Raw genomic sequence first — 19,794 nt, forward strand, 5'->3', positions numbered from 1 at the left:
TTGCAGGGCGCCCAGGAACATCGTCACCACGAGCATCGACGACCAGCCGGGGACCACGTCGCCGCGCAGGTAGGCGGCCAGCACCCCGGCACCGAGCAGGGCGCAGACGACGATGCCGGTGCCGCCGAGCCAGGTCGCGACCCGTAGCGGCGCGGCGGAGAAGCCGGTGATGCTGTCGAGGGCGAGCCGTGCCATTTTCGTGATCGGGTATTTGGAGCGGCCGGCGGCGCGTGGCTGCCGGGTGTAGGTCACCTCGCCGGTGGGCAGGCCCAGCCATGGGACGAGCAGGCGGTAGACCGGCGGGTGCTCGCGTAGCCCGGTCAGCGCGTCCACCGCTCGGCGGCTGAGCAGCCGGAAGTCTCCGGCGTCGGCGGGTATCTCGGTGCCGGCCAGGCGGCGGACGAGCCGGTAGTACAGCCGGGCGGTCCAGCGTTTGAACGGGGTGTCGCTGCTGCGGTCCGCCCGGATGCCGTGCACGAACGGCAGCACATCCTCTTCGTTGAACACCGGCACGACGACAGAGAGCAGGATCGGCATGGTCCGGGACTGTAGGGAGACCTCGATAAGCCCGGAATAAGCCGACTGTCCGGCCCGGGGTGGTTGATGGCTGTCAGGGCAGGTCCTCCGCGGCGTTCTTCAGGGAGGTCAGCATGCGACGCGTCTCGGGCGAGTCGGGGAGGACCGCGAGGAGCAGGGGAGCGGTCGAGAACGCTGATTGGTGAACCAGCATGCGGCGTACCCATTCCATGCCCGCGGTCAGTTCGGCGACGGGGTCGGTCGCGCCGGCCTCGCGGACCCAGTTGCCGAGGGCCGATCGGTGGATCGCGTCGATGAGGGCGGCGAGGGCCATCGGCTGGAACGGGGGTGCGTCGGGCGGGAGGCGATCGCGCAGGTACGACCGGGTCAGCGCCACGTACCGCTCGTGTTCGACGACCTCGCGTTTGCGCAGCTCGGGCACGATGCGCGTGAGTTTGTACCGGCGGAGGACGAGGTCGGGCCGGCTGAGGAACTCGCGCAGGGACGCTTCGGTCGCGCCGATGACGGCGTCCACCGGGTCGGTGCCGGGAGGAGCCTCCGCCAGGTGCCGGGCGACCAGGCCGAGCCGTTCGGCGTGGTCCGGGAACACCAGTTCGTCCTTGCTCTCGAAATGCCGGAAGACGGTACGGCGGGAGACACTGGACGCCTCCGCGACGGCTTCGACGGTGACGTTCGCGTAGCCCTCCTTCAGGAACATGGCCATCGCCGTTTCCGAGATCCGGTATTTGGTGTCGAGTATCTTCCGTGACGTCACCGACTGGTGCCCTCTCCTGCGCCGCTGACCGGGACTGTACCGCCGCCCGCGCACAACGGCTGGTCAAGGCCGCCGCGCCGACCCACGTCGCTGCCATTGGTGCCGGACGGTGCCCCAGACTCCGCGACGGAACAGCAGCACCACGAGGATGAAGACGGAGCCGGTGATCAGGTCGATGCCGTGGAAGCCGGAGGAGGCGAGCTGGTCGGCGAGCATCACGGTCAGGAACGCGCCGACGATGCCGCCCCACAGCGTGCCGATCCCGCCGAGGACCGTCATCAGCACGACGTCGCCCGAGGTGGTCCAGTGCAGCTCGGTCAGGGCGACGAAGCCGTGGCTGATCGCGAACACGCCGCCGGCCAGGCCGGTCAGCCCGGCGGAGAGGACGAAGGCGATGGTCTTGTACCGGTCGACGTCGTAGCCGAGCGCGCGGGCGCGCGGGGTGTTGTCGCGGATCGACACCAGCACCCGGCCGAACGGGGAGTGCACGATCCGCCAGGCCGCGGCCATGCCGCACAGGAGGATCGGCAGGGCCGCGTAGTAGAAGTAGAACGAGTTGGTCTCCACCGGCTCGATGCCGAAGAACGACCGGGGTACGCCCTGCAGCCCGTTCTCGCCGCCGGTCAGGTCGCTCCACTGGTAGCCGATGAAGTAGACCATCTGCGCGAAGGCGAGCGTCACCATCGCGAAGTAGATCCCGGAGCGGCGCACCGACACGTACCCGATGGGAAGCGCGAGGATCATCGCGAACACGGCGCCGCCGAGGACCGCGAGCGGGAACGGCACGCCGTAGTGCGTCGCGATCAGGCCGGTCACGTATGCCGAGCTGCCCCAGAACGCCGCGTGCCCGAAGGAGAGCAGGCCGGTGTAGCCGAGCAGGAGGTCCAGGGCGATCGCGAACAGCGCCAGCGCCACGATGTCCAGCGCCACCGGCGGATAGACGAGCCAGGGCAACGCCAGCGCCGCGGTCAGGCCGGCGGCCGGCAGGATCCACCGCAACGCCGGGGTCCGGGCCGGGGCGGGGGCGTCGGCCGGTGCTTCGGTGATCACGGTCATGCGGTTGCCTCCTGACGTCCGAACAGGCCGGCCGGCCGGACGAGGATGACCAGGGCCATCAGGACGAAGATGAGGATCTGCGCGAACGTCGGCGCGTACGCCTGGCCGAAGGCCTCCACGAGGCCGACGAGGAAGCCGGCGACGACCGCGCCGACGATCGAGCCGAGGCCGCCGATGACCACGACCGCGAACAGGATGATGGCGAAGTTGCTGCCCATGTCGGCGGTGATCGCCCGGAACGGTGCGGCGAGCGCGCCGGCCAGGCCGGCGAGGGCGACGCCGAAGCCGAAGACCGGGGTCACCCAGCGGCCCACGTTGATGCCCAGGGCTCGGGCGAGGTCGGGTTTCTCGGTGGCGGCCCGGACGATCATGCCGATCCGGGAGCGGGTCATCACGAGCCAGACCAGCGCGCAGATCAGCACCGAGAACAGCAGGACGAACAGCTGGTAGCGGGGCAGCACGACGCCGGCCAGGTCGACGCGTCCCTGTAGTCCGGCCGGTAGCCGGTACGGCAGCCCGGAGACGCCGTACCGCTGTTTGACCAGTTCGACCAGGACCAGGGTGAGGCCGAACGTGAGCAGGAGGTTGTAGAGCGGATCGAGCCGGAGCAGCCATTGGACGAGCAGCCGTTCCACCACGACACCGAAGGCGAACATCAGCACGGGTACGGCCAGCAGCGACCACCACAGGGTGAGCCCGAGGGTGTCGAGCAGGACGGCCGCGGTGACCGCGCCGAGCATGTAGAACGCGCCGTGGGCGAAGTTCACCACGCCCAGGACGCCGAAGATGACCGCCAGGCCCAGGGCCGCCAGGGCGTAAAAGCTGCCGGCGGCCAGCCCTTGCACGGCGTACTGCAGGATCGCGGTCATGATGTCATCGCGCAGCCGGACGCCTCGGCGGGCGGGAAGCCCTCGGCTGCCGGGATCTTGGTGACGATCTCCTCGTAGTCCCAGTCCTCCTTCACGTCGCCGGGCTTCTTGACCCGGGCGAGGTTGGCGTCGTGGACGACGGAGTGGTCCTGGGCGCGGATCTCGCCGTTGCGCAGGAAGACGTCGTTGACCTTCTTGCCCTCGAGCTTCGCGATGACGGCGTCGGCGTCGTCGGTGCCGGCCGCCTGGACCGCTTCCAGGTATTGCAGCGCCGCGGAGTAGTTGCCGGCGTGTTCGAAGCTCGGGCGGGTCCCGGTCTCGGCCAGGAACCTGTCGGCCCAGGCGCGCGCCTCGGCGTCCATGTTCCAGTACCAGGGGTCGGTGAACAGCGTGCCGGCGAACTGTTCGACGCCGAGGGAGTGGATGTCGTTGATGAGCATCAGCCCGACGGCCAGCTCGACGCCGTCGTCCTTCAGGCCCGACTCGTTGAACTGTTTGACCAGGTTGATCAGGTCACCGCCGGCGTGCATCGTGCCGATCACGTCGGGTGCGGAGCTGCCGGCCTTGGTGAGGAAGGTCGCGAAGTTCTCGTTCGGGAACGGTGTCGGGATGCTCTCCTGGACCGTGCCGCCGGCTTTCGTGATCGCCTCGGTGAAGGACTTGGTCATGTTCTGCCCGAACTCGTAGTCGGGGTAGATGATGGTCCACTTCCGGCCGCCGTTCTGGGTGACCGTCTTCCCGGTGCCGTTGGCGAGCAGGTACGTGTTGTACGCCCACTGGAAGGTGTACTTGTTGCACTGCGCGCCGGTCAGCGCGGTGGTCGCGGCGCTCACGTCGAGGAACAGTCTCTTGTGGTTCTTCGCCTGGTTGGCGACGGCGAGGGCGGCGGACGAGGTCGGCACGTCGAGGATGACGTCCGCGCCGCCGCGTTCGTACAACTCGGAGGCTTTGGTGTTGGCGATGTCGGGCTTGTTCTGGTGGTCGGTCGACGTCACCTCGATCTTCGTGACGACGGCCTTGTCGCCGTACTTCTGCTGGTAGTCGGCGACGGCCATCCTGACCGCCTTGACGGTGTTCGGCCCGGACGCGTCCTTGTAGATCCCGGACTGGTCGTTGAGGACCGCGAGCACCAGCTTGTCGTCCGTGAAGGCGCCGCCTCCGCCTCCGGGGCCCGCGCCGGCGCAGGCGCTCAGCAGCAGGGCCATCGTGAGGGCCGAGGCGCCGGCCCGCATACGCTTGCTCTCCATCGGTTCTCCCCAGTCGGTTCAGATGCCGAGATATCGGAGTAGGTCGCCCTGACGGCGCCGGAACTCGTCGTTGTCGAGGGTTTCGACGATGCGGCCCTGGCTGAGCAGGTAGTGCCGGTCGGCCACGGTCGCGGCGAACTTCACGTTCTGTTCGATCAGCAGCACGCCGGCGCCGGTCGCCTTGATCTCGCGGATGATCTCGCCGATCCGGGCCACGACGACCGGGGCCAGGCCCTCGGAGGGTTCGTCCATCAGCAGCAGGCGGGCTCCGGTCCGCAGTACCCGGGCGATGGCCAGCATCTGCTGTTCCCCGCCGGAGAGCGTGGTGCCCGACGCCCTGCGGCGTGCGGCCAGTACCGGGAACGCCTCGTAGACCTGATCGAGGGTCCAGGCCCGGTCGGAGACTTTGGGTGGCAGCCGGAGGTTCTCCTCGACGGTGAGGCTGGCGTAGATGCCGCGGTCGTCCTGCACCCAGCCCATGCCGGCGCGGGCTCTGCGGTGCGCCGGGGCGGTGGACAGGTCGCGGCCGTGCAGACGCACGGTGCCGGAGGACTGCCGGTGCAGGCCGATCAGGCATCGCACCAGGGTGGTCTTGCCGGCGCCGTTGCGGCCGGCCAGCGAGACGACCTCGCCCTCGTTCACGTGCACGTCCACCCCGTGCAGGGCCTGTGCCTGGCCGTACCACGCGGTCAGGCCGCTGACCTCAAGCATGGTCGGCCTCTCCCAGGTAGGCGGTGATCACCCGTTCGTCGGTGCGGACCTCGTCGTAGTCGCCCTCGGCCAGGATCCGGCCCTGCTGGAGCACCGTCACCCGGTCGGCGAGGCTGCCGACGACGTGCATGTTGTGGTCGACGAACACCACGGTGCGACCGGCCGCGAGGCGGCGGATCAGTGCGATGGTGCGGTCGACGTCCTCGATCCCCATGCCGGCCGTCGGCTCGTCGAGCAGCATCACCGGCGGGTCGAGCGCCAGCACCAGGGCCAGTTCCAGGGCGCGCTTCTGTCCGTAGGCGAGAAGCCCGGCCTGCTTGTCGGCCAGCGGCATCAGTCCCACCTGCGTGATCAGGTCGTCCACGCGGTCCCGGTGCCGGCCGAGCAGTTTCTCCGACCGCCAGAACCGGAACCCCTGGCGGCCGTGTCCCTGCAGCGCGAGTTCCACGTGCTCGCGGCTGGTCAGGGTGTCGAAGAGGCTGGTGATCTGGAACGAGCGGGCCACGCCCCGGCGGGCCACCCGCTCGGGCGGTTCGCCGGTGACGTCCTCGTCGAACACCGTGATCGTCCCGGACGTCGGCGACAGGAAGCCGGTCAGCAGGTTGAACAGGGTGGTCTTGCCCGCGCCGTTGGGACCGACCAGCGCGTGCACGCTGCCTTCGCGTACCTCCAGGTCGACCGCGTCGACCGCCCGGAATCCCCGGAAGACCTTGGTGAGGGCCCGGGTACGGATCGCGACCCTGCCCTCCGTGGTCACGCGGCCTCCCGCGTACACACGAAGCTCTGCGCCTGGGCCGGATCACCCGCGCGGTATCGCGGCCAGCCCGGGTACTCGCACAGCGGGCGGGTGCGGCCGTCCCTGGGGTCCTGCACCACCGGCTGGGCCGGCGGGCGCCCGTCCTGCACCCAGCGTTCCAGGGCGGTGAGCGAGTCCCAGGTGGCGGCGAAGGCGGGTGTGCCGACGTTGGCGTGGTTCGCGCCCGGCGCGAGGTAATACCGTATGAACCGGTCGCCGGCCGTGGCGCGCACCCGCTGGTAGTAGTCGTTGGTGGAGCGGTGGGAGACGAGCTCGTCCGCCGCGCCGTGCATCAGGATCAGTCGCCCGCCGGACCGGGCGAAGGGCCGGAGGTCCACATTGTTGCGGTCCTGGACGGTGGACAGGTAGCTGATCCGGGCCAGCCATTGCCCCGGTCGGCGGGGGTCGACGTCGAGCGGGTCGTGGCCGGGGTCCCTGGTCAGGAAGTACTTCACCCACTGGTCCCAGTACTGGAACCCGTACCCGCTGGTCGCCGGCATGGGGTCGGCGGGTGCGGTGGTGCCGAACCCGAGGTACGGCGTCCGCATGTCGGCGCCCGACAGGAGGGGGAAGCCGGGGTAGTACCGTTCGCCGCTGGCGATGCGGTACGGCCAGTGCCACGGCGCGGACGCCGCGGTCACCGAGGCGATCTGCGGGTCGGAGAGGCAGGACGGCCCGGGGACGGCGCCGGTGGGGCAGCGCAGCACCCGGGGGTCGAAGTGGCAGGCGCCGGGATTGGAGATGATCCGGTCCTCGACGCCGTCCCGCCCGTCGCAGGCTGCCATGACGCTGTCGTAGAGCAGGGTCTGCTCGGCGGGCCCCGGGAACGCCCCGGGCCGGGACATCAGCTGGGTCAGGTATCCGAGGTACAGGATCTCGGCCATGTTGTTCCAGGCGGGGTAGGCGGAGATGACGCCGTCGAAGGCGTCCGGCCACCGTTGCGCGACGACCAGGGCCTCGCGGCCTCCGGTCGAGCCGCCCGCGAAGTAGGTCCGGCCGGGTGCTGCGCCGTAGCCGCGGCGGACGAGGAACATGGCGGCGTCGTGGGTCTTGCGGAGTGCGTCGCCGGCGGCGAAGTTCCGCAGCGCCTCGTCGTTGCCGCCGAAGGACCCGTCCAGGGAGGCGGCCGGACCGGCCTGGTGGCCGGAGTCGCTGCCGTACGTCACGTAGCCCCGGGCCAGCGGAGCGGGTGAGTCGGGACGGCCGAACGGCACGTTCTGGGCGGCGTCGGGGATCGTCCCGTCGTATCCGCCGCCGCCGAACATCATCGTGTGGTGATTCCAGCCGGCGGGCATCGCGATCCGCAGCCTGATGTCCGGAGCGGACGGATCCTTCGGCAGGAGCGCCGCCCGGACGTCGCAGTAGTCGACGGTCCGGCCGCTCACGACCTGGGTCACCGGGGACGCGGACTCGACGCGGCCGCCGCGGGTCGGAAGGCTGATCGCCGACGACGGGATCGCCAGGCCGGACAGCTCCGCGCATCGCGGGGCCGTCCGCACGGTGGCGGTGGCCGGGCTCGCTCCGATGACCACCGTCGCGCTCACGAACGCGGTCGCGAGCGCCAGAATTCGACTCATTTGCGAACCTCCTGATGAGCACGCCGTGCTGTCAAAGCATCGATGCGCGGCACTGAGTGCCACTGACTGTGGCACGTGTCACAGCGGAGTCGCAAGGGAAACATGAAGGAAATGTCGCGGCCGGAGATCCTCGGCGCGGATTCAGGACCCGGGCGGCAGCGGCAGCGCGCGGAACGCGTGGTCCTGCTACGGCGGCCGGGACATGTCCTCCGGGTACGCCGTGACCGTGCCGGGCACGTCGAGGACCCGGGTGGGGCGCCGCCGCGGGTCGAAGGCGCGCCGGCCGGGGTCGACGGTGGCGGCGAAGGACGTCCAGGCGGAGCGGATCTGCCCGGTCATCTCCCGCGCCGCCGGGCCAGGATCCGGCCCGATCGCGAGCTGTCCCGCGTGGGTGTCGTGCAGGCCGAACGGCAGTGGCCCGTCCGGCCCGTGGCGCGCGCCGAGCGCCCCGCCGACCTCCGGTGACCGCCAGGTCAGGTCGTACGGCCAGGCCCGCCCGCCGCCGGTGGCCTGCGCCGCGCGAGGTGCGGGCCGGCATGCGGAACGACCGGTCGCCGAGGACCAGCTCGTGCAGCCGGCCGGCGTTCGCGTCCGGGACCACACATGCATGAATGTCGATGCTGCCGGTGTGGCCGTCGGTTTCAGGACGCTGTGGCCCGCGACCGCGATCGGGGAACACGCATCAGGTCGTGGGAAGCGGAAGACGGACAGGTGGCGGCAGGGGGTCGCGGGCCGGGGCGGTCTGGAAGGACTGGAGCATCAGGGCCGCGAACCGGCGGGCCGCGGCGACCCGGGTGCCGGGGTCGTCGGCCCGGATTCCCTCGTTCGCCATCAGCGCCAGGATCAGGTCCTCCAGGACGAAGTCGGGGCGGAGCCGGCCGCCGGAACGGGCGCGGTCGACGAGTTCGGCGGCCATCCGCAGGGTGCGGTCGCGGTCGGCGGCGAAGCCGGCCTCCGCGGGCAGCCGCGTGACGAACGCGCGGGCGAAACCCCGGTCGAGCGCGTGGGCCTCCATCAGCTTCTCGACGACCTGGCGGAAGCCGGACCACGGGTCGGCGTGGGCCAGGCCCGCCTCGACGATCGCGGAGCAGGCGGCCATCTGTTCCGCGAACGCGGCGGCGAGCAGCGCCTCCTTGGCCGGGAAGTGGCGGTAGACGGTGGCCGGTCCGAGCCGGGCGCGGCGGGCGATCTCGCGGATCGGCACGTCCAGGCCGTCGGTGGCGAACGCCAGGCGGGCCACGGCCAGGATCCGGTCGCGGTTGTCGCGGGCGTCCGAGCGCCGCGGGTGTCTCACTTCATCCGTCACCGCTCTCACTTTAGCTAACCGGACGGGGTGTTCCGTTACGGTCGCGGCCATGAGAGCAGTGGTGTTCACCGAGTTCGGGCCGGCCGGTGTCATGCACGTCGCGGACGTGCCGGAACCGCACGCCGGGCCGGGACAGGTCCGGATCGCGGTACGGGCGTCGGGGTTGTCGGCGGGGGAGGTGCTGCTCCGCTCCGGGATGCTGCGGGACGCGGTGCCGCACACGTTCCCGTACCGGACCGGCTTCGACGCGGCCGGCGTGATCGACGAGGTCGGGGACGGCGTGACCGGCGTGGCGGCCGGGGACGAGGTGTTCGGCACGGCGCCGATGACCATGCGAGGCACCAACGCCGAGTACGCGGTGCTGAGCGCCTGGGCGCGCAAGCCCGCCGCGTGGAGCTGGGCCGAGGCGGGCGGGGCGGCCGGTGGCGCGGAGACGGCCGCGCGGGTGCTCGACCGGCTCGCGGTCGGCGCGAGGCAGACCGTCCTGGTCAACGGCGCGGCCGGGGCGACCGGCAGCATCGTCGTGCAGTTCGCCGCGGCCCGCGGCGCGGTCGTGCTCGGCACGGCGAGCGAGGGCAACCACGACTTCCTGCGCGCGCTGGGCGTGCTGCCCACGACGTACGGGGCCGGGCTTGCGGACCGGGTCCGTGCGCTGGCGCCCGGCGGGGTCGACGCGGTCGTCGACTGTGCCGGAGGAGCGCTGCCCGACCTGATCGCGATCACCGGTGATCCGGCGCGGGTGGTGACGATCGCGGACTTCGCCGCCGCAGCGCACGGCGTGCACATGTCGCACGGCGCGCCGGCGGACGAGACGGGGCGGGCGATGGGGGCCGGTGCGGATCCACTCGCCCTGCACGGGCTCGGCATCGCGGTAGACCTGGCCGAGTCCGGGCGGCTGCGGATCCCCGTGGCGGCCGTCTTCCCGATGGCCGAGGCGGCGGCCGCGCACGAGCTGAGCGAGACCCGCCACGCCCGCGGCCGGATCGTCCTGACCACCTGATCGGCCTGACCATGCAGGGCCTCCAGCCGTCGTTAAGCGCGGCGAACGCGGGGGGTTGCGCGGTCCGGCTCAGGCCTCGTGGTTGGCGATGACGAGCTCGGCCACGAGGCCGCCGCGGAGCGTGAGGCGGTAGTCCAGGTCGGCGACGCCGCCGGGGAAGGTGCCCTCGAGGCGCAAGGTCACCACCCAGTGGTCGTCGCCGACGCGCCGGGCGCCGATGTGCTCGGTGGTGTACTCGAACTCGGCGCCGGCGTCGCGCAGGAACGCGTACACCTCATCGCGGCCCCGGAACGTCTCGTCCTGGTCGACGACCACGATGTCCTCGACGAGGAACGTCGAGGCCGTGTCGGCGTCGTGCACGGCGCTGGCCGCGAGAAAGTCGCGGACGGTGATCGGGAGGGTGCCGGAGCGGAGGTCGGTGTGTGTCATGTCGTCACCGTGCGGCCTCGCGGAGCCGGAGGGTCAAGCGCCGGACCCTCCCCCTGGGGGGGGGAGGGTCTCGGCATTCCGGTGCCGGCGCACCGTGGCCTACCCGCGGGAAGGCTGTCGCGTGGCCGACCGAGGCGAGCACGGTGGTCCATGCGCGGCTCTACCATCGGAGGAGCCCTCGTCCGAAGGAGCTGCCGCGATGCCGAGCCGCGTCAATCGAGAGACCGTCGACCTGTCGTCCTATCCCGACCTCGTGGTGGTCTATCTGGGTATGCGCGTCAACCGGATCTACGGCCTGCGCACCCTGATGGCCCGCAGCCCGCGGATCGACAAGTCGGCCGACCGGCCGGAGGGGCTGCTCGCGCACGAGCCGCTGCTCTGGTCGTTGTTCCCCATGCACCTCGGCATCCGCCAGTACTGGCGGGACCTGCCCGCGCTGCTGACCTGGGCCCGCTCGGAGCCGCACCGTCTGTGGTGGCGCGACTTCCTGCGCGACAGCGGCGGCACCGGCTTCTGGCACGAGACCTACCTGCTGCGCGGCGGCATGGAGGCGGTCTACGACGACATCCCGCAGCGCCGTGGCTTAGCATCCTTCGCCCCGGTGCACCCGGCCCGTGGCGCGATGTTCGGCGCGGCCGCGCGGGTCGGCCGCCCGGAGGACGACATCGCCCCGGTCGTCACCGAAGACGACCTCTACCCCCCTGGAACCGGGCACTGATACGGCATCCCATGCGCCTTTCGATACATCACAAGATCCTCCGATCAGCGGGTACGGGTTCAGCCGCGCAACTTCTCGAGCACCTCGGTGGGAACGGGCTTGCCGAGCATCTCGCAGACGGTGACGGTCTCGGCGGCGATCATGACCTCGTAGTAGCGGTCCGCGTTCTCGCCGGTGGGTGAGATCGTGGTGTCGCTGACGACGGTGCGCCGCCCGTCGCCGGTGACCACAGCGGTGCTGTGGTGGCCGTTGGTGTCGCCGCCGTGACCCCATACCCAGCCGCAGGCCGTGTTCTTGTGCATCAGGCCCAGCCCGTACGCGCCGCTGATCGACGGGTTCTCCGGGATCGGGACCGTGGTCTTCATCTGGGCGAGCTGGCGTGACGAGATCAGCTCGCCGCCGAGCAACGCGGCGAAGAACCGGGACAGGTCCTCCTGGTTCGACACGATCGCACCGGCGGCGCCGGCCCAGGCGAGCGGCCAGCCGGTCGTGTCGATGTACGACCACGGCGTGGTCGCGTAGTCGATCGTGTATCCGTGGGCGGTCCCCGTCGCCCGGGGATCGGCGTAGTAGGTGTGCCTCAGGCCGAGCGGCCCGGTGATGCGCCGCGCGACCAGCTCGGGCATCCGCTCGCCGGTCAGCTTCTGCACGATCATGCCGGCCAGGACGTAGTTGGTGTTGGAGTAGAACCAGCCCGCGCCGGGCGCGGCGTACGGCTCGTGGGCGAACGCGTACGCCAGCAGTTCGGCGTCGGTGTGCACGTGCTGCGGGTCGCGGAAGTACGCGGCGAAGAAGTCGCCGTCGGTGTAGCCGTACAGGCCGCTGGAGTGGTTGAGCAGCATCCGGACGGTGATGTGCGCGCCGTTCGGGACGATGCCCGGCAGGTACCGCTCGACCGGGGCGTCCAGGTCGAGCCTGCCCTGGTCGACCAGTTGCAGCGCGAGCACCGCGGTGAACGTCTTGGTGTTGCTGCCGATCTCGAACTGCTCGCGGCCGGTCAGCGGCCGGCCGGTGCTGCGGTCGGCGACCCCGGCCGCGGTGACGGTGGTCCGGCGGCCGTCGTCGATGCGGGCCATGACGCCCGGCGCGCCGACCTCCAGGGAGTACCGGACGACCTCCCGCATCGGGCTGTGCCCGGCGGAGGCGGCGGTGCCGGACGCCAGCAGCGCGGCCGCCAGCCCGACGGACAGTGCGGTCCGGCCGGCCGTACCGATGCGGGACTTCGTGGTGTTTCGCGTGTGCGTTGTCATGCCATGAGCATTCCGGCGACGCCCCGGTCCGGTCATTGCCACGTACTGCACAGTGGACGTCGGGTGGCCCGGAAGGCCTCCGGTAGGGACAGCCCTACCGGGGTCGGATCACGGATGAAACGTGCCATAAGGTCGTTGCGACACCGACGACGTGGGGGAGATCAGATGGTGGCGACCGCGGCCGGCTATGCGTTCACGGCGCTCCTGACCGGCCGGGCCACGGTCGTCCAGGAGGCCGGCCGGGAAGGGTTGCGCGTGCGGTTCGCCGAGGGCGACGTCCGGGTGCTGCTGCAGGACGGCGCCGCGGGCCCCTGGACCGGTGACCGCCCGGAGCCGGACGTCCCGGTGATCTGCGTCCGCTACGACCCGGCCACCGGTCGTCTGCGCTGGGTGAACGCGACGGAACAGCTCCGGCGCGGGACCGCCGTCCTGATCGGCGACGACGCGGTGCTCGACGCCGCGACGGTGGACGACGTCGTCGCGCAGGTGCGCGGCGCTCTGGTCCGGGACCGGGCGCGGCAGGCGATCCGGGCGCGGCTCGGCGAGATGTCCGGCGCGGTGTTCGGTACCGCGGACGAGGTTCTGCACTTCACCGGCGTACACGGCGATGACCTGATCTTCTGGCAGCGTCCCGGTGAGGGCTTCGCGACGCTGCTGCGCAGCGGCCTCGGCTGGGTGCCGGAGTACATCGGCCCGGAGATGCTGCGCCTGGACGCCGCCGACCGGCTGCCGATGCTCGGCGACGTGGAGCTCGACCGGTCCGAGGCGATGTGGATCGCGGCCTGTTTCGCGGTGACCGAATGGGCTCGCCGCCCGGCGCCGGACACGACGATCCGGGTCGAGGTGGTGCACCACCACCTCGACCGGCAGATCATCCGGCACCTCGCCGCCGACCCGGACATCCTGATGCGGTCCGCCGTGCTGATGCGCACCAGGTCCACACTGGAGCCGGACGTGCTGGCGTCGATCACCGCGCTGGAAAGCGATCCGGCGCTGGTCAACGAGGCGATGAGCGCGTCACCGCAGACCTGGCCGGCGCTGTCTCCCCACGCCAAGCAACTCGTCCTCTTCTACCTGGTCGAGGGCGTGGTCACCGGCGACCCGGCCGACCCGATCGATCGGCAGATCGACATCGCCTGGCGCATCCCGCGGGACCCTGCCGGGCGCCGGCCCCGCGCGTAGCGGACCGCGGCGGCGTCGGCGGCGTGAGTGCTCTCGTGCCTGCGGCTGTACTGGTTGCGGGCGCACCGCGGCACCGGGCTCCTGACGTTCCACCAGCCCAGGTGTGCCCTCAAGGTCAAGAAAACACGGAGAGGGTACGCGCCGGTCGTTCAATTCCCGAGCATCCACACGGCCGTCGACCCGCCGGACCGCCCTTTCGACAGCGCGACGCTCACCCGGTCGAGGTCGGCGCCGGCCGGCACGTCGAAGGTGATCGTCCGGTCGATCCGCTGCCTCGGCAGCAGCGCCGAGGCCGTCCGCACCGCCGTGAACTGCTCGGGAAGGTAGGGGAAGCCCTGCTCGTCCATCGCCCAGGCACGCAGGTCCGGCAGGAGCTCGACCGGCACCGCACCGACGTTGTGGATGCGGATCGTGAACGTGACGATCCGGGAGAAGGAGTCGTCCGCGCAGGCCGCGGCCGCGCACGGGTCGCCGATCCCGGTGATCGACACCTCGGCCTCGCCGCCGTCGCGGTCGGTCACTCGCACCCGCTCGTCGTAGCGTGCCGGACGGTCGGCCGAACCGGGCCGGTCCGGTTCGGCCTCGGTCAGCGGGTCGAGGTCGATCTCGGCCTGCCACGGCGGAGAGTCTCGATAGGCCGAGTACGACGAAAGATACGGCTCCTCGTCGCCGGTCCAGGGATACCCGGCCAGGTTGCCGGTGCGCGGGTCGTCCTCGGTGGGGTGGGTCGCGACGGCGATCCCGAGTGCGAGCGCCGCCGCGATCCCGCCGCCGACCGCCATCCGCGCCAGCGACCGCTGCGGATCGGGCCGTGCGGGCCGGACCGGCGCGACATCCGGCACGTCCGGCACCGTCGTCGCCGGCACGATCCCCAGCCCGAGGAGCACCAGGGCGCACACGACCGCCGTCATCATGATCGCGTCGTCATCCAGTGCGAACGCCACCGTCAGGCCGACGATCAGGACGATCACCGCCAGCCCGAACATGAGAAGGCGCATCTTCAGGGTCGTCGGCACGCCCGCCCGCTTCGGCCACCGCCCCGGTGACCTGAGCGAATGTGGCGCGGCTCTCGTGGTGTTCTCCCGCAGCCTCGATCGGCCGTGGTTCTCCTAGCTTCCGATGCTTGAGGTTGCTTCGGGGGCGGTGGCCAGGGCCGCGCGCAGTCGTTCCACGCGGGGTGCGGCGTGCTCGCCGATCAGGGCGAGGGCGGACTCGCGGGTCGCGGCCGCCCGATCGTCGCCGAGGTCGCGGTAGCAGGCGTAGAGGACGGTCAGGGGTTCGACGCGCATGTCGGTGTCGCGGTCGTAGAGGTCCAGTGCGCGTTCGGCGGCGGTGACGGCGTCGTGCGGGCGGCCTGTCGCGCGACGGAACAGGGCCAGCCGGGTCAGGGCCTCGGCGACGGCGTACCGATGGCCCTGTTCCTCGAAGATCCGGACCGCGTTCTCGAAGCAGTGCAGGGCGGTGGCCTGGCCGTCCGGGCGGTGGTAGTGGTACCAGCCGATCGGGTCGAGGGTGTAGACGGCGTCCGCGGGGCGGCCCGCGCGCAGGTACTCCTGGTGGGCGAGGGACGCGTACGGGTAGGCGGCGTCGGCCTGTTCCCTGGTCGGGATGCCGTGCACGGTGGTCAGGCTCGTCGCCACGCACAGCAGGCCGTGCGCGAGGTAGAAGGTGTCACCGTTCTGCCGGGCCAGTGCGACCAGGGCGTGGGCCTCGTGGCGGGCGTCGGCCCGCCGTTCCAGCCGCAGGAGCGCGCGGACGATCATGTAGCGGAGGAAGCACTCCTGATCGGGTTCCGCGCCGGGCAGGGCGCGCCGGGCGAGGCGGATCGAGTCCTCGACCCGCAGGCGGTGGTCCTGCTGGTAGGGGATCAGGGCCCAGGCGAACCGCACCAGGTACGAGGGTTCGGTGCAGTCGTCGACGGCCGCCATCACGTTCGTGTACTCCCGGTCGAGCCAGCCGACGGCGGCGGACTCGTCCGGTGGTGCGACCGGGGTCACCCCGGGGGCCGGGTCGCCGAGCTGCCACCGCCGTCGCACGGGGCTGATCACCAGGGCGGCGTTCGCCGCGGAGTGGAGGTAGTGGTCGCGCATGCGCCGCACCGCGCCGGGACCGTCGTCCGGGGGCTGCTCCAGGGCGTGGGCGCGGAGCAGGTCGTGCATGCGGAACCGGGCGGGCAGGTGCTCCTCGACCAGGTGCGCGTCGACCAGGTGGCCGAGCGTCGCCCGGACCTCGGGGATCGGGCGACCGGCGATGCTCGCGGCGGTGGCCAGGGCGACGTCCGGCCCGGGGTGCAGTGCCAGCAGCCGGGACAGCTGTGCGGCACCGGGGGCGAGATGGCGGTACGACCAGGAGAAGACGGTGCGTACGTCGTGCCGGGCCTGGGTGGTGGTGAACGCGTCGAGGCCGTCGCGCAGTTCCTCCGCGATCGCGGCCAGGTCGAAGCCGGGCTGGAGGACGGCCCGCGCGCAGACCAGCGCCAGCGCGAGCGGCAGACCACCGCACCCGGCCACGATCGCGTCCAGGGACGCCGGGTCGGTGCGGTCCACGCGGTCGGCGCTCAGGCGGGCGCGGACGAACGCGCGGCCGTCCTCGGGCGGGAACGTACCGAGTGCGACGGCGTGAGCCCCGGCCGTCACGACCAGGTCCGGGAGCCGGCTCCGGCTGGTGATCAGGACCGCGGTTCGGCCGGCGCCGGGCAGCAGCGGCAGCACCTGTGCGGTGTCCCGGGCGTTGTCGAGCAGCAGCAGCATCCGGCGGTCGGCGAGCAGGCTCCGCAGCAGCGCGGTGCGTGCGGCCGGGTCCGGGGGCAGCTGTTCGTCGGGTACGCCGAGTGTGCCGAGCAGACCCGCCAGCGCGTCGCCCGGGTCCAGCGGCGCGTCCTGCGGCCCGTATCCGCGCAGATCGACGTGGAGCAGCCCGTCCGGGTAGCGGTCGGCGGCGGCGTGCGCCCAGTGCAGCGCGAGCGTGGTCTTGCCGACCCCGCCGATGCCGCAGATCACCGTGATGCCGTCGCCGTCCGCGTGCCGGTCGAGCGCGGCCAGCTCCCGCTCCCGGCCCGTGAAGTCGCGGGTGGGCCGGGGCAGCTGGGCGGGCCGGACCGTGGCCGGTCTGCCGCCGGTCGCCGCGCGCAGGACGTCGTCACGCCGGTCCAGGATCGCGTGCTCCAGCGCGGCCAGTTCCGGTTCCGGGTCGAGGCCGAGCTGGTCGGCCAGCCGGTCCCGGTGCTGCCGCAGCGCGGTGAGCGCGTCACCGGACCGGCGGGACGCCCACAGTGCCAGGGCCAGCAGGCGTACGCCACCGCCGTGCAGCGGCTCGTCGCCGATCAGGGCGCGCGCGTCGGCGGCCGCGTCGTCGGCGCGGCCGAGACGGAGCAGGATCGTGGCGGCCGTCTCCCGGGCGGTGCGGCGGGCCTCGGTCAGACGGGTGACCGAGGGCGCGGCCCAGGGCTCGTCGGCGAACCGGCCGAAGGGCCGCCCGCGCCAGTCCGCCAGCGCCGCGCGCAGGCCGGTGAGGGCGTCCGCGTCGGGCAGCGACGGCGCGCGGCCGATCGCGGACTCGAGGCGGCGGGCGTCGACGGCCCGGCCGGGGACCTCCAGCGCGTAGCCGGATCCCCGCCGGACCAGCAGACGTGGCGCGGCCCGCGGCGCACGGTCCGGTTCGAGCGCGCGTCGCAGGCGCGACACGTACACGTGCAGCGCGGGTGTGTCGATCTGCCGCAGGCGTGCGGTGACGCTGTCGTCCGGGACGACCTCCCCGTCCGCGGCGACCAGGACGGCGAGCAGGTGCGCCTGCCGGTCGCCGATCGGCACCGGGACCCCGTCGTGGCGCAACTCGACGGCGCCGAGGACCCGGATGTCGATCACCCGGGGGATCTTAAGAGGACTGGCCGCCCGTCACGTGCCGGATGTCGCCATTCTGTCCGCCAGCAGCCGGCGGCAGGCGCTCCGCCGCACCTTGCCGCTGGTGGTGACCGGGATCCCGCCCGGCGGCAGCCAGACCACGTCGTCGACGGTCACGTCGTGCGCGGCGGAGACCAGCGCACGGACCACGTCGGTGGGCGGCGTCTCGCCGCGCACCTCGGCGAGGACGATCAGCCGGTCGCCGTGCCGTACCACCGCGCACCGACGGCCGGCCAGGGCCGGGACGCCGCGCTCGATCGTGTACTCCAGGTCCTGCGGGTCCAGGCCGCGGCCGCCGATGACGATCCGGTCGGCGAGCCGGCCGGCCACGAACAGCTCATCCTCGTGCAGGAAGCCCAGGTCGCCGGTGCGCAGGTAGGCGCGGTCGTCGAAGCCCTCGATCCGGGCGCGGAAACCGGCCGGGTCCCGCTGCCAGTAACCGATGCCGACGCTCGGCCCGGTCACCCAGATCTCGCCGACCTCGCCGGGCGCGCACTCGACCCGGCTGACCGGGTCGACGATCCGCACGGTCAGGCCCTCGGGCCGGTGACCGGCGCCGATCATCGCCTGGGCGGCGCCGGTGGCGGGCGTCGCCCGGCCGTGCTGGAGCCGCCCGGTGTCGAAATGGACCGGGCGGGGTGGCGTGCGGCGGACCCCGCTGACGAACACGGTGCCCTCGGCGAGCCCGTAGCAGGGGGCGAAGGCCGTCGCGGGCAGTCCCGCCGCCGCGAAGTGGCGGGTGAAGCGGTCCAGGGTCAGGGGCCGGACCGGCTCGGCGGCGTTCAGCATCACGGCCATCGACGACAGGTCCAGATCGGGCACCCGGGCGGCGTCGACGCGGCGGACGCACAGGTCGAAGGCGAAGTTCGGTGCCGCCGTCAGCGTGCCGCCGACCTCGCTGATCGTGCGCAGCCACAGGTCCGGTTCGCGCAGGAACGCCATCGGTGGGATGACCGTGCTGGTGCCGCCGCGGCCGACCGTGTAGATCAGCAGCGCAAGGCCCATGTCGTGGAAGTGCGGCAACCAGGAGACGGTACGCGGCGCGGCCATCTCCGGCGCGATCGAGCCGGTGAACTCGGCCAGCATGCGCAGGTTGTGCAGATAGTTGCGGTGGGTGATCAGCACGCCCTTCGGGGCGCCGGTCGAACCGGACGTGTACTGCAGGACCGCGGTCTCGTACGGCCGGTGCGGCTCGGCGGAGTCCGGGATCCCGGCGGCTGCGGCCACGGCCTCGGTGACCGTGGCGTGCGAGCCGAGCGCGGCGAGATCATCCCGGTCGGAGAGAATCATCGTCGGCCGGACGTGCTGGATCGAGGCGGACAGCTGCTCCACGGCCCGGCCGTTGCCCGGGTACGGCAGCGGGACGGCGACCACCCCCGCGTACCAGCAGCCGAAGAGCGCGGACAGGAAGTCCGGATCGGCGGGGAAGAGCAGCACCACCCGGCCCCCGCGCGTGGTGCGCCCGCGCAGCAGCCGCGCGACGGCCCGCGCCCGCCGGTCCAGTTCGGCGTAGGTCAGCGCCCCGCCCGCGCCCCCGGCCACCTCGCACGCGGTCCGGTCCTCGTCCATGACCACCCGACGGCGCAGCAGCGCTACCAGGTCGGTCACGCTCCCGAATACGTCGCTCATGCGTTGTCCCCCCAGAAGTCGGAAATCTCGCGATGTCCGATGGTGAGGGAGGACGCTTGCCGCACACTTGCGGCCGGCTGACACGGGCCCGGCACCGGACCGCTTCTGGGGCTCGGACGAGTACAAGCCGTTGAAGGAGCTGCGCCGGAAGCACTCCACGGTCAAGGCCATCGTCGTGGACGGCATCAGCTGACCGGCGACGGCACGAAGCGACCCGCCTCGAGGCGGACTCGTCAGTCCAGCGCCAACCGGAAGCGTGTTCCCTTGACACTCTCGACGCGCCAGCCGTCGCCGGCGTCCGGAACGAGCACGAGTGACAGGCTGCCCTGGGAGCCGTCGTCGAAGGTCAGGACGGCGGCCACGCCGACCCGTGTGCCGAGCCAGGTGGAACGGTCGGTGACGCGCTCGGTCCGGTGCCCGGTGACGACGGTCGGCGGCCCGTCCTCGCGCTCGACGCCTGTACGCGCGGAGGTGACCTGTTCCAGCCAGGCGGTGACCTCGTCGCGGATGTCCCGGGACGGTCTGCGGACCAGGACGACGGCGGTGATCGTCATCGCGGTGGAGAGGACGGTGACGCCGAGAACGGCGATCGCCATCCACGGTGTCAGTGCGCCCGCGTAGCCACCGGCGCAGCAGGCGAGGGCCGACGACACCGCGGCGGCGGCCGTGAGGAGGGCTGGGTGGACGTTCAGCGACGAGCGTGTCATCGGGGTCCTGCCGGAGTCGTGGGGACGTGACCGGGTCCAGTCAGGACGGCGACGGTGAGGCCGTCGCAACGGCCGTGGTGAGCTCGCACCTGACGTCCTGAGTTCTCCTGGGCCCGTGGCCCAGGAG

The 19,794-nt window shown here is 72.1% G+C and carries 19 protein-coding genes and 1 pseudogene; 4 read left to right on the forward strand and 16 right to left on the reverse strand.

Annotation, left to right across the window (positions count from 1 at the left end; all coding sequences use genetic code 11):
- The 10 genes and pseudogenes from OP04_RS17960 to OP04_RS18005 all read right to left on the reverse strand — a co-directional run.
- A pseudogene (locus tag OP04_RS17960) lies at window positions 1–537 on the reverse strand (glycosyltransferase); the annotation flags it as partial.
- A gap of 73 nt (window positions 538–610) precedes the next feature.
- A complete protein-coding gene (locus OP04_RS49770; protein ID WP_157239968.1) occupies window positions 611–1,240 on the reverse strand; it encodes a TetR/AcrR family transcriptional regulator in 630 nt (209 codons plus the stop codon).
- A 114-nt stretch (window positions 1,241–1,354) separates the two neighbouring features.
- Window positions 1,355–2,347, reverse strand: a complete 993-nt coding sequence (locus OP04_RS17970) for a branched-chain amino acid ABC transporter permease (RefSeq protein ID WP_033340889.1) — start codon at window positions 2,345–2,347, stop codon at window positions 1,355–1,357.
- Window positions 2,344–3,216, reverse strand: coding sequence for a branched-chain amino acid ABC transporter permease (locus OP04_RS17975; protein WP_033340890.1), 873 nt, complete (start codon window positions 3,214–3,216; stop codon window positions 2,344–2,346). Before OP04_RS17975 ends, OP04_RS17970 begins: the two co-directional genes overlap by 4 nt.
- Window positions 3,213–4,463: an ABC transporter substrate-binding protein gene (locus tag OP04_RS17980; RefSeq protein WP_085066555.1), complete on the reverse strand. Its 1,251-nt coding sequence runs from the start codon at window positions 4,461–4,463 to the stop codon at window positions 3,213–3,215. The genes OP04_RS17975 and OP04_RS17980 overlap by 4 nt, the downstream gene beginning before the upstream one ends.
- 18 nt (window positions 4,464–4,481) lie before the next feature.
- The gene (locus OP04_RS17985) at window positions 4,482–5,174 is read right to left on the reverse strand and encodes an ABC transporter ATP-binding protein (protein WP_033340892.1); all 693 of its coding nucleotides are present in this window, start codon (window positions 5,172–5,174) and stop codon (window positions 4,482–4,484) included.
- On the reverse strand, window positions 5,167–5,931 hold the full coding sequence (locus OP04_RS17990) for an ABC transporter ATP-binding protein (protein WP_085066565.1): 765 nt from the start codon (window positions 5,929–5,931) through the stop codon (window positions 5,167–5,169). Before OP04_RS17990 ends, OP04_RS17985 begins: the two co-directional genes overlap by 8 nt.
- Complete coding sequence (locus OP04_RS17995) at window positions 5,928–7,547, reverse strand: tannase/feruloyl esterase family alpha/beta hydrolase (RefSeq protein WP_033340893.1); 1,620 nt, start codon at window positions 7,545–7,547, stop codon at window positions 5,928–5,930. The genes OP04_RS17990 and OP04_RS17995 overlap by 4 nt, the downstream gene beginning before the upstream one ends.
- A gap of 186 nt (window positions 7,548–7,733) precedes the next feature.
- Window positions 7,734–8,156: a hypothetical protein gene (locus tag OP04_RS18000; RefSeq protein WP_157239970.1), complete on the reverse strand. Its 423-nt coding sequence runs from the start codon at window positions 8,154–8,156 to the stop codon at window positions 7,734–7,736.
- 73 nt (window positions 8,157–8,229) lie between these two features.
- Window positions 8,230–8,853, reverse strand: a complete 624-nt coding sequence (locus OP04_RS18005) for a TetR/AcrR family transcriptional regulator (RefSeq protein WP_033340895.1) — start codon at window positions 8,851–8,853, stop codon at window positions 8,230–8,232.
- Between the two features lie 49 nt (window positions 8,854–8,902).
- On the opposite strand from OP04_RS18005, the gene OP04_RS18010 reads away from it, so the two are divergent.
- Window positions 8,903–9,853, forward strand: a complete 951-nt coding sequence (locus tag OP04_RS18010) for an NADP-dependent oxidoreductase (protein ID WP_033340896.1) — start codon at window positions 8,903–8,905, stop codon at window positions 9,851–9,853.
- A gap of 69 nt (window positions 9,854–9,922) precedes the next feature.
- Here OP04_RS18010 and OP04_RS18015 read toward each other — a convergent pair whose 3' ends face one another.
- Window positions 9,923–10,282 carry a nuclear transport factor 2 family protein gene (locus OP04_RS18015; protein WP_033340897.1) on the reverse strand — a complete coding sequence of 120 codons (360 nt, stop codon included), beginning with the start codon at window positions 10,280–10,282 and terminating at the stop codon, window positions 9,923–9,925.
- A gap of 199 nt (window positions 10,283–10,481) precedes the next feature.
- Between OP04_RS18015 and OP04_RS18020 the strand changes: the two genes are divergently transcribed.
- Window positions 10,482–11,000, forward strand: coding sequence for a monooxygenase family protein (locus tag OP04_RS18020; RefSeq protein ID WP_033340898.1), 519 nt, complete (start codon window positions 10,482–10,484; stop codon window positions 10,998–11,000).
- Window positions 11,001–11,059: 59 nt separating this feature from the next.
- Here the strand turns inward: OP04_RS18020 and OP04_RS18025 are convergent, their stop codons facing one another.
- Window positions 11,060–12,250 carry a serine hydrolase domain-containing protein gene (locus OP04_RS18025; RefSeq protein ID WP_051798212.1) on the reverse strand — a complete coding sequence of 397 codons (1,191 nt, stop codon included), beginning with the start codon at window positions 12,248–12,250 and terminating at the stop codon, window positions 11,060–11,062.
- Between the two features lie 165 nt (window positions 12,251–12,415).
- On the opposite strand from OP04_RS18025, the gene OP04_RS49775 reads away from it, so the two are divergent.
- Entirely contained in the window at window positions 12,416–13,432 is a 1,017-nt protein-coding gene (locus OP04_RS49775) for a hypothetical protein (RefSeq protein ID WP_051798214.1), read from the forward strand.
- 149 nt (window positions 13,433–13,581) lie between these two features.
- Here the strand turns inward: OP04_RS49775 and OP04_RS18035 are convergent, their stop codons facing one another.
- The 3 genes from OP04_RS18035 to OP04_RS18045 form a co-directional block, all read right to left on the reverse strand.
- Entirely contained in the window at window positions 13,582–14,448 is an 867-nt protein-coding gene (locus OP04_RS18035) for a hypothetical protein (RefSeq protein WP_157239977.1), read from the reverse strand.
- Window positions 14,449–14,541: 93 nt separating this feature from the next.
- Window positions 14,542–17,295 (reverse strand): AfsR/SARP family transcriptional regulator, encoded by a 2,754-nt coding sequence (locus OP04_RS18040; RefSeq protein ID WP_051798216.1) that lies wholly within the window; start codon window positions 17,293–17,295, stop codon window positions 14,542–14,544.
- A 30-nt stretch (window positions 17,296–17,325) separates the two neighbouring features.
- Window positions 17,326–18,960, reverse strand: coding sequence for a fatty acyl-AMP ligase (locus OP04_RS18045; protein ID WP_198153877.1), 1,635 nt, complete (start codon window positions 18,958–18,960; stop codon window positions 17,326–17,328).
- A gap of 67 nt (window positions 18,961–19,027) precedes the next feature.
- Here OP04_RS18045 and OP04_RS55680 point away from each other — a divergent pair, with 67 nt between their 5' ends.
- On the forward strand, window positions 19,028–19,153 hold the full coding sequence (locus OP04_RS55680) for a DUF1330 domain-containing protein (RefSeq protein WP_232323634.1): 126 nt from the start codon (window positions 19,028–19,030) through the stop codon (window positions 19,151–19,153).
- A gap of 40 nt (window positions 19,154–19,193) precedes the next feature.
- Here the strand turns inward: OP04_RS55680 and OP04_RS18050 are convergent, their stop codons facing one another.
- Window positions 19,194–19,667: a hypothetical protein gene (locus OP04_RS18050; protein ID WP_033340900.1), complete on the reverse strand. Its 474-nt coding sequence runs from the start codon at window positions 19,665–19,667 to the stop codon at window positions 19,194–19,196.
- Between the last annotated feature and the right edge of the window lie 127 nt (window positions 19,668–19,794).

Source organism: Catenuloplanes japonicus (assembly GCF_000717135.1).
Lineage (GTDB): Bacteria > Actinomycetota > Actinomycetes > Mycobacteriales > Micromonosporaceae > Catenuloplanes > Catenuloplanes japonicus.

Coding starts and splice junctions, on each gene's coding strand:
- OP04_RS49770 (WP_157239968.1), bottom strand. CDS start 1,240: ATGGCCATGTTCCTGAAGGAGGGCTACGCGAACGTCACCGTCGAAGCC.
- OP04_RS17970 (WP_033340889.1), bottom strand. CDS start 2,347: ATGACCGTGATCACCGAAGCACCGGCCGACGCCCCCGCCCCGGCCCGG.
- OP04_RS17975 (WP_033340890.1), bottom strand. CDS start 3,216: ATGACCGCGATCCTGCAGTACGCCGTGCAAGGGCTGGCCGCCGGCAGC.
- OP04_RS17980 (WP_085066555.1), bottom strand. CDS start 4,463: ATGGAGAGCAAGCGTATGCGGGCCGGCGCCTCGGCCCTCACGATGGCC.
- OP04_RS17985 (WP_033340892.1), bottom strand. CDS start 5,174: ATGCTTGAGGTCAGCGGCCTGACCGCGTGGTACGGCCAGGCACAGGCC.
- OP04_RS17995 (WP_033340893.1), bottom strand. CDS start 7,547: ATGAGTCGAATTCTGGCGCTCGCGACCGCGTTCGTGAGCGCGACGGTG.
- OP04_RS18000 (WP_157239970.1), bottom strand. CDS start 8,156: ATGCATGTGTGGTCCCGGACGCGAACGCCGGCCGGCTGCACGAGCTGG.
- OP04_RS18010 (WP_033340896.1), top strand. CDS start 8,903: ATGAGAGCAGTGGTGTTCACCGAGTTCGGGCCGGCCGGTGTCATGCAC.
- OP04_RS18015 (WP_033340897.1), bottom strand. CDS start 10,282: ATGACACACACCGACCTCCGCTCCGGCACCCTCCCGATCACCGTCCGC.
- OP04_RS18020 (WP_033340898.1), top strand. CDS start 10,482: ATGCCGAGCCGCGTCAATCGAGAGACCGTCGACCTGTCGTCCTATCCC.
- OP04_RS18025 (WP_051798212.1), bottom strand. CDS start 12,250: ATGACAACGCACACGCGAAACACCACGAAGTCCCGCATCGGTACGGCC.
- OP04_RS49775 (WP_051798214.1), top strand. CDS start 12,416: ATGGTGGCGACCGCGGCCGGCTATGCGTTCACGGCGCTCCTGACCGGC.
- OP04_RS18045 (WP_198153877.1), bottom strand. CDS start 18,960: ATGAGCGACGTATTCGGGAGCGTGACCGACCTGGTAGCGCTGCTGCGC.
- OP04_RS18050 (WP_033340900.1), bottom strand. CDS start 19,667: ATGACACGCTCGTCGCTGAACGTCCACCCAGCCCTCCTCACGGCCGCC.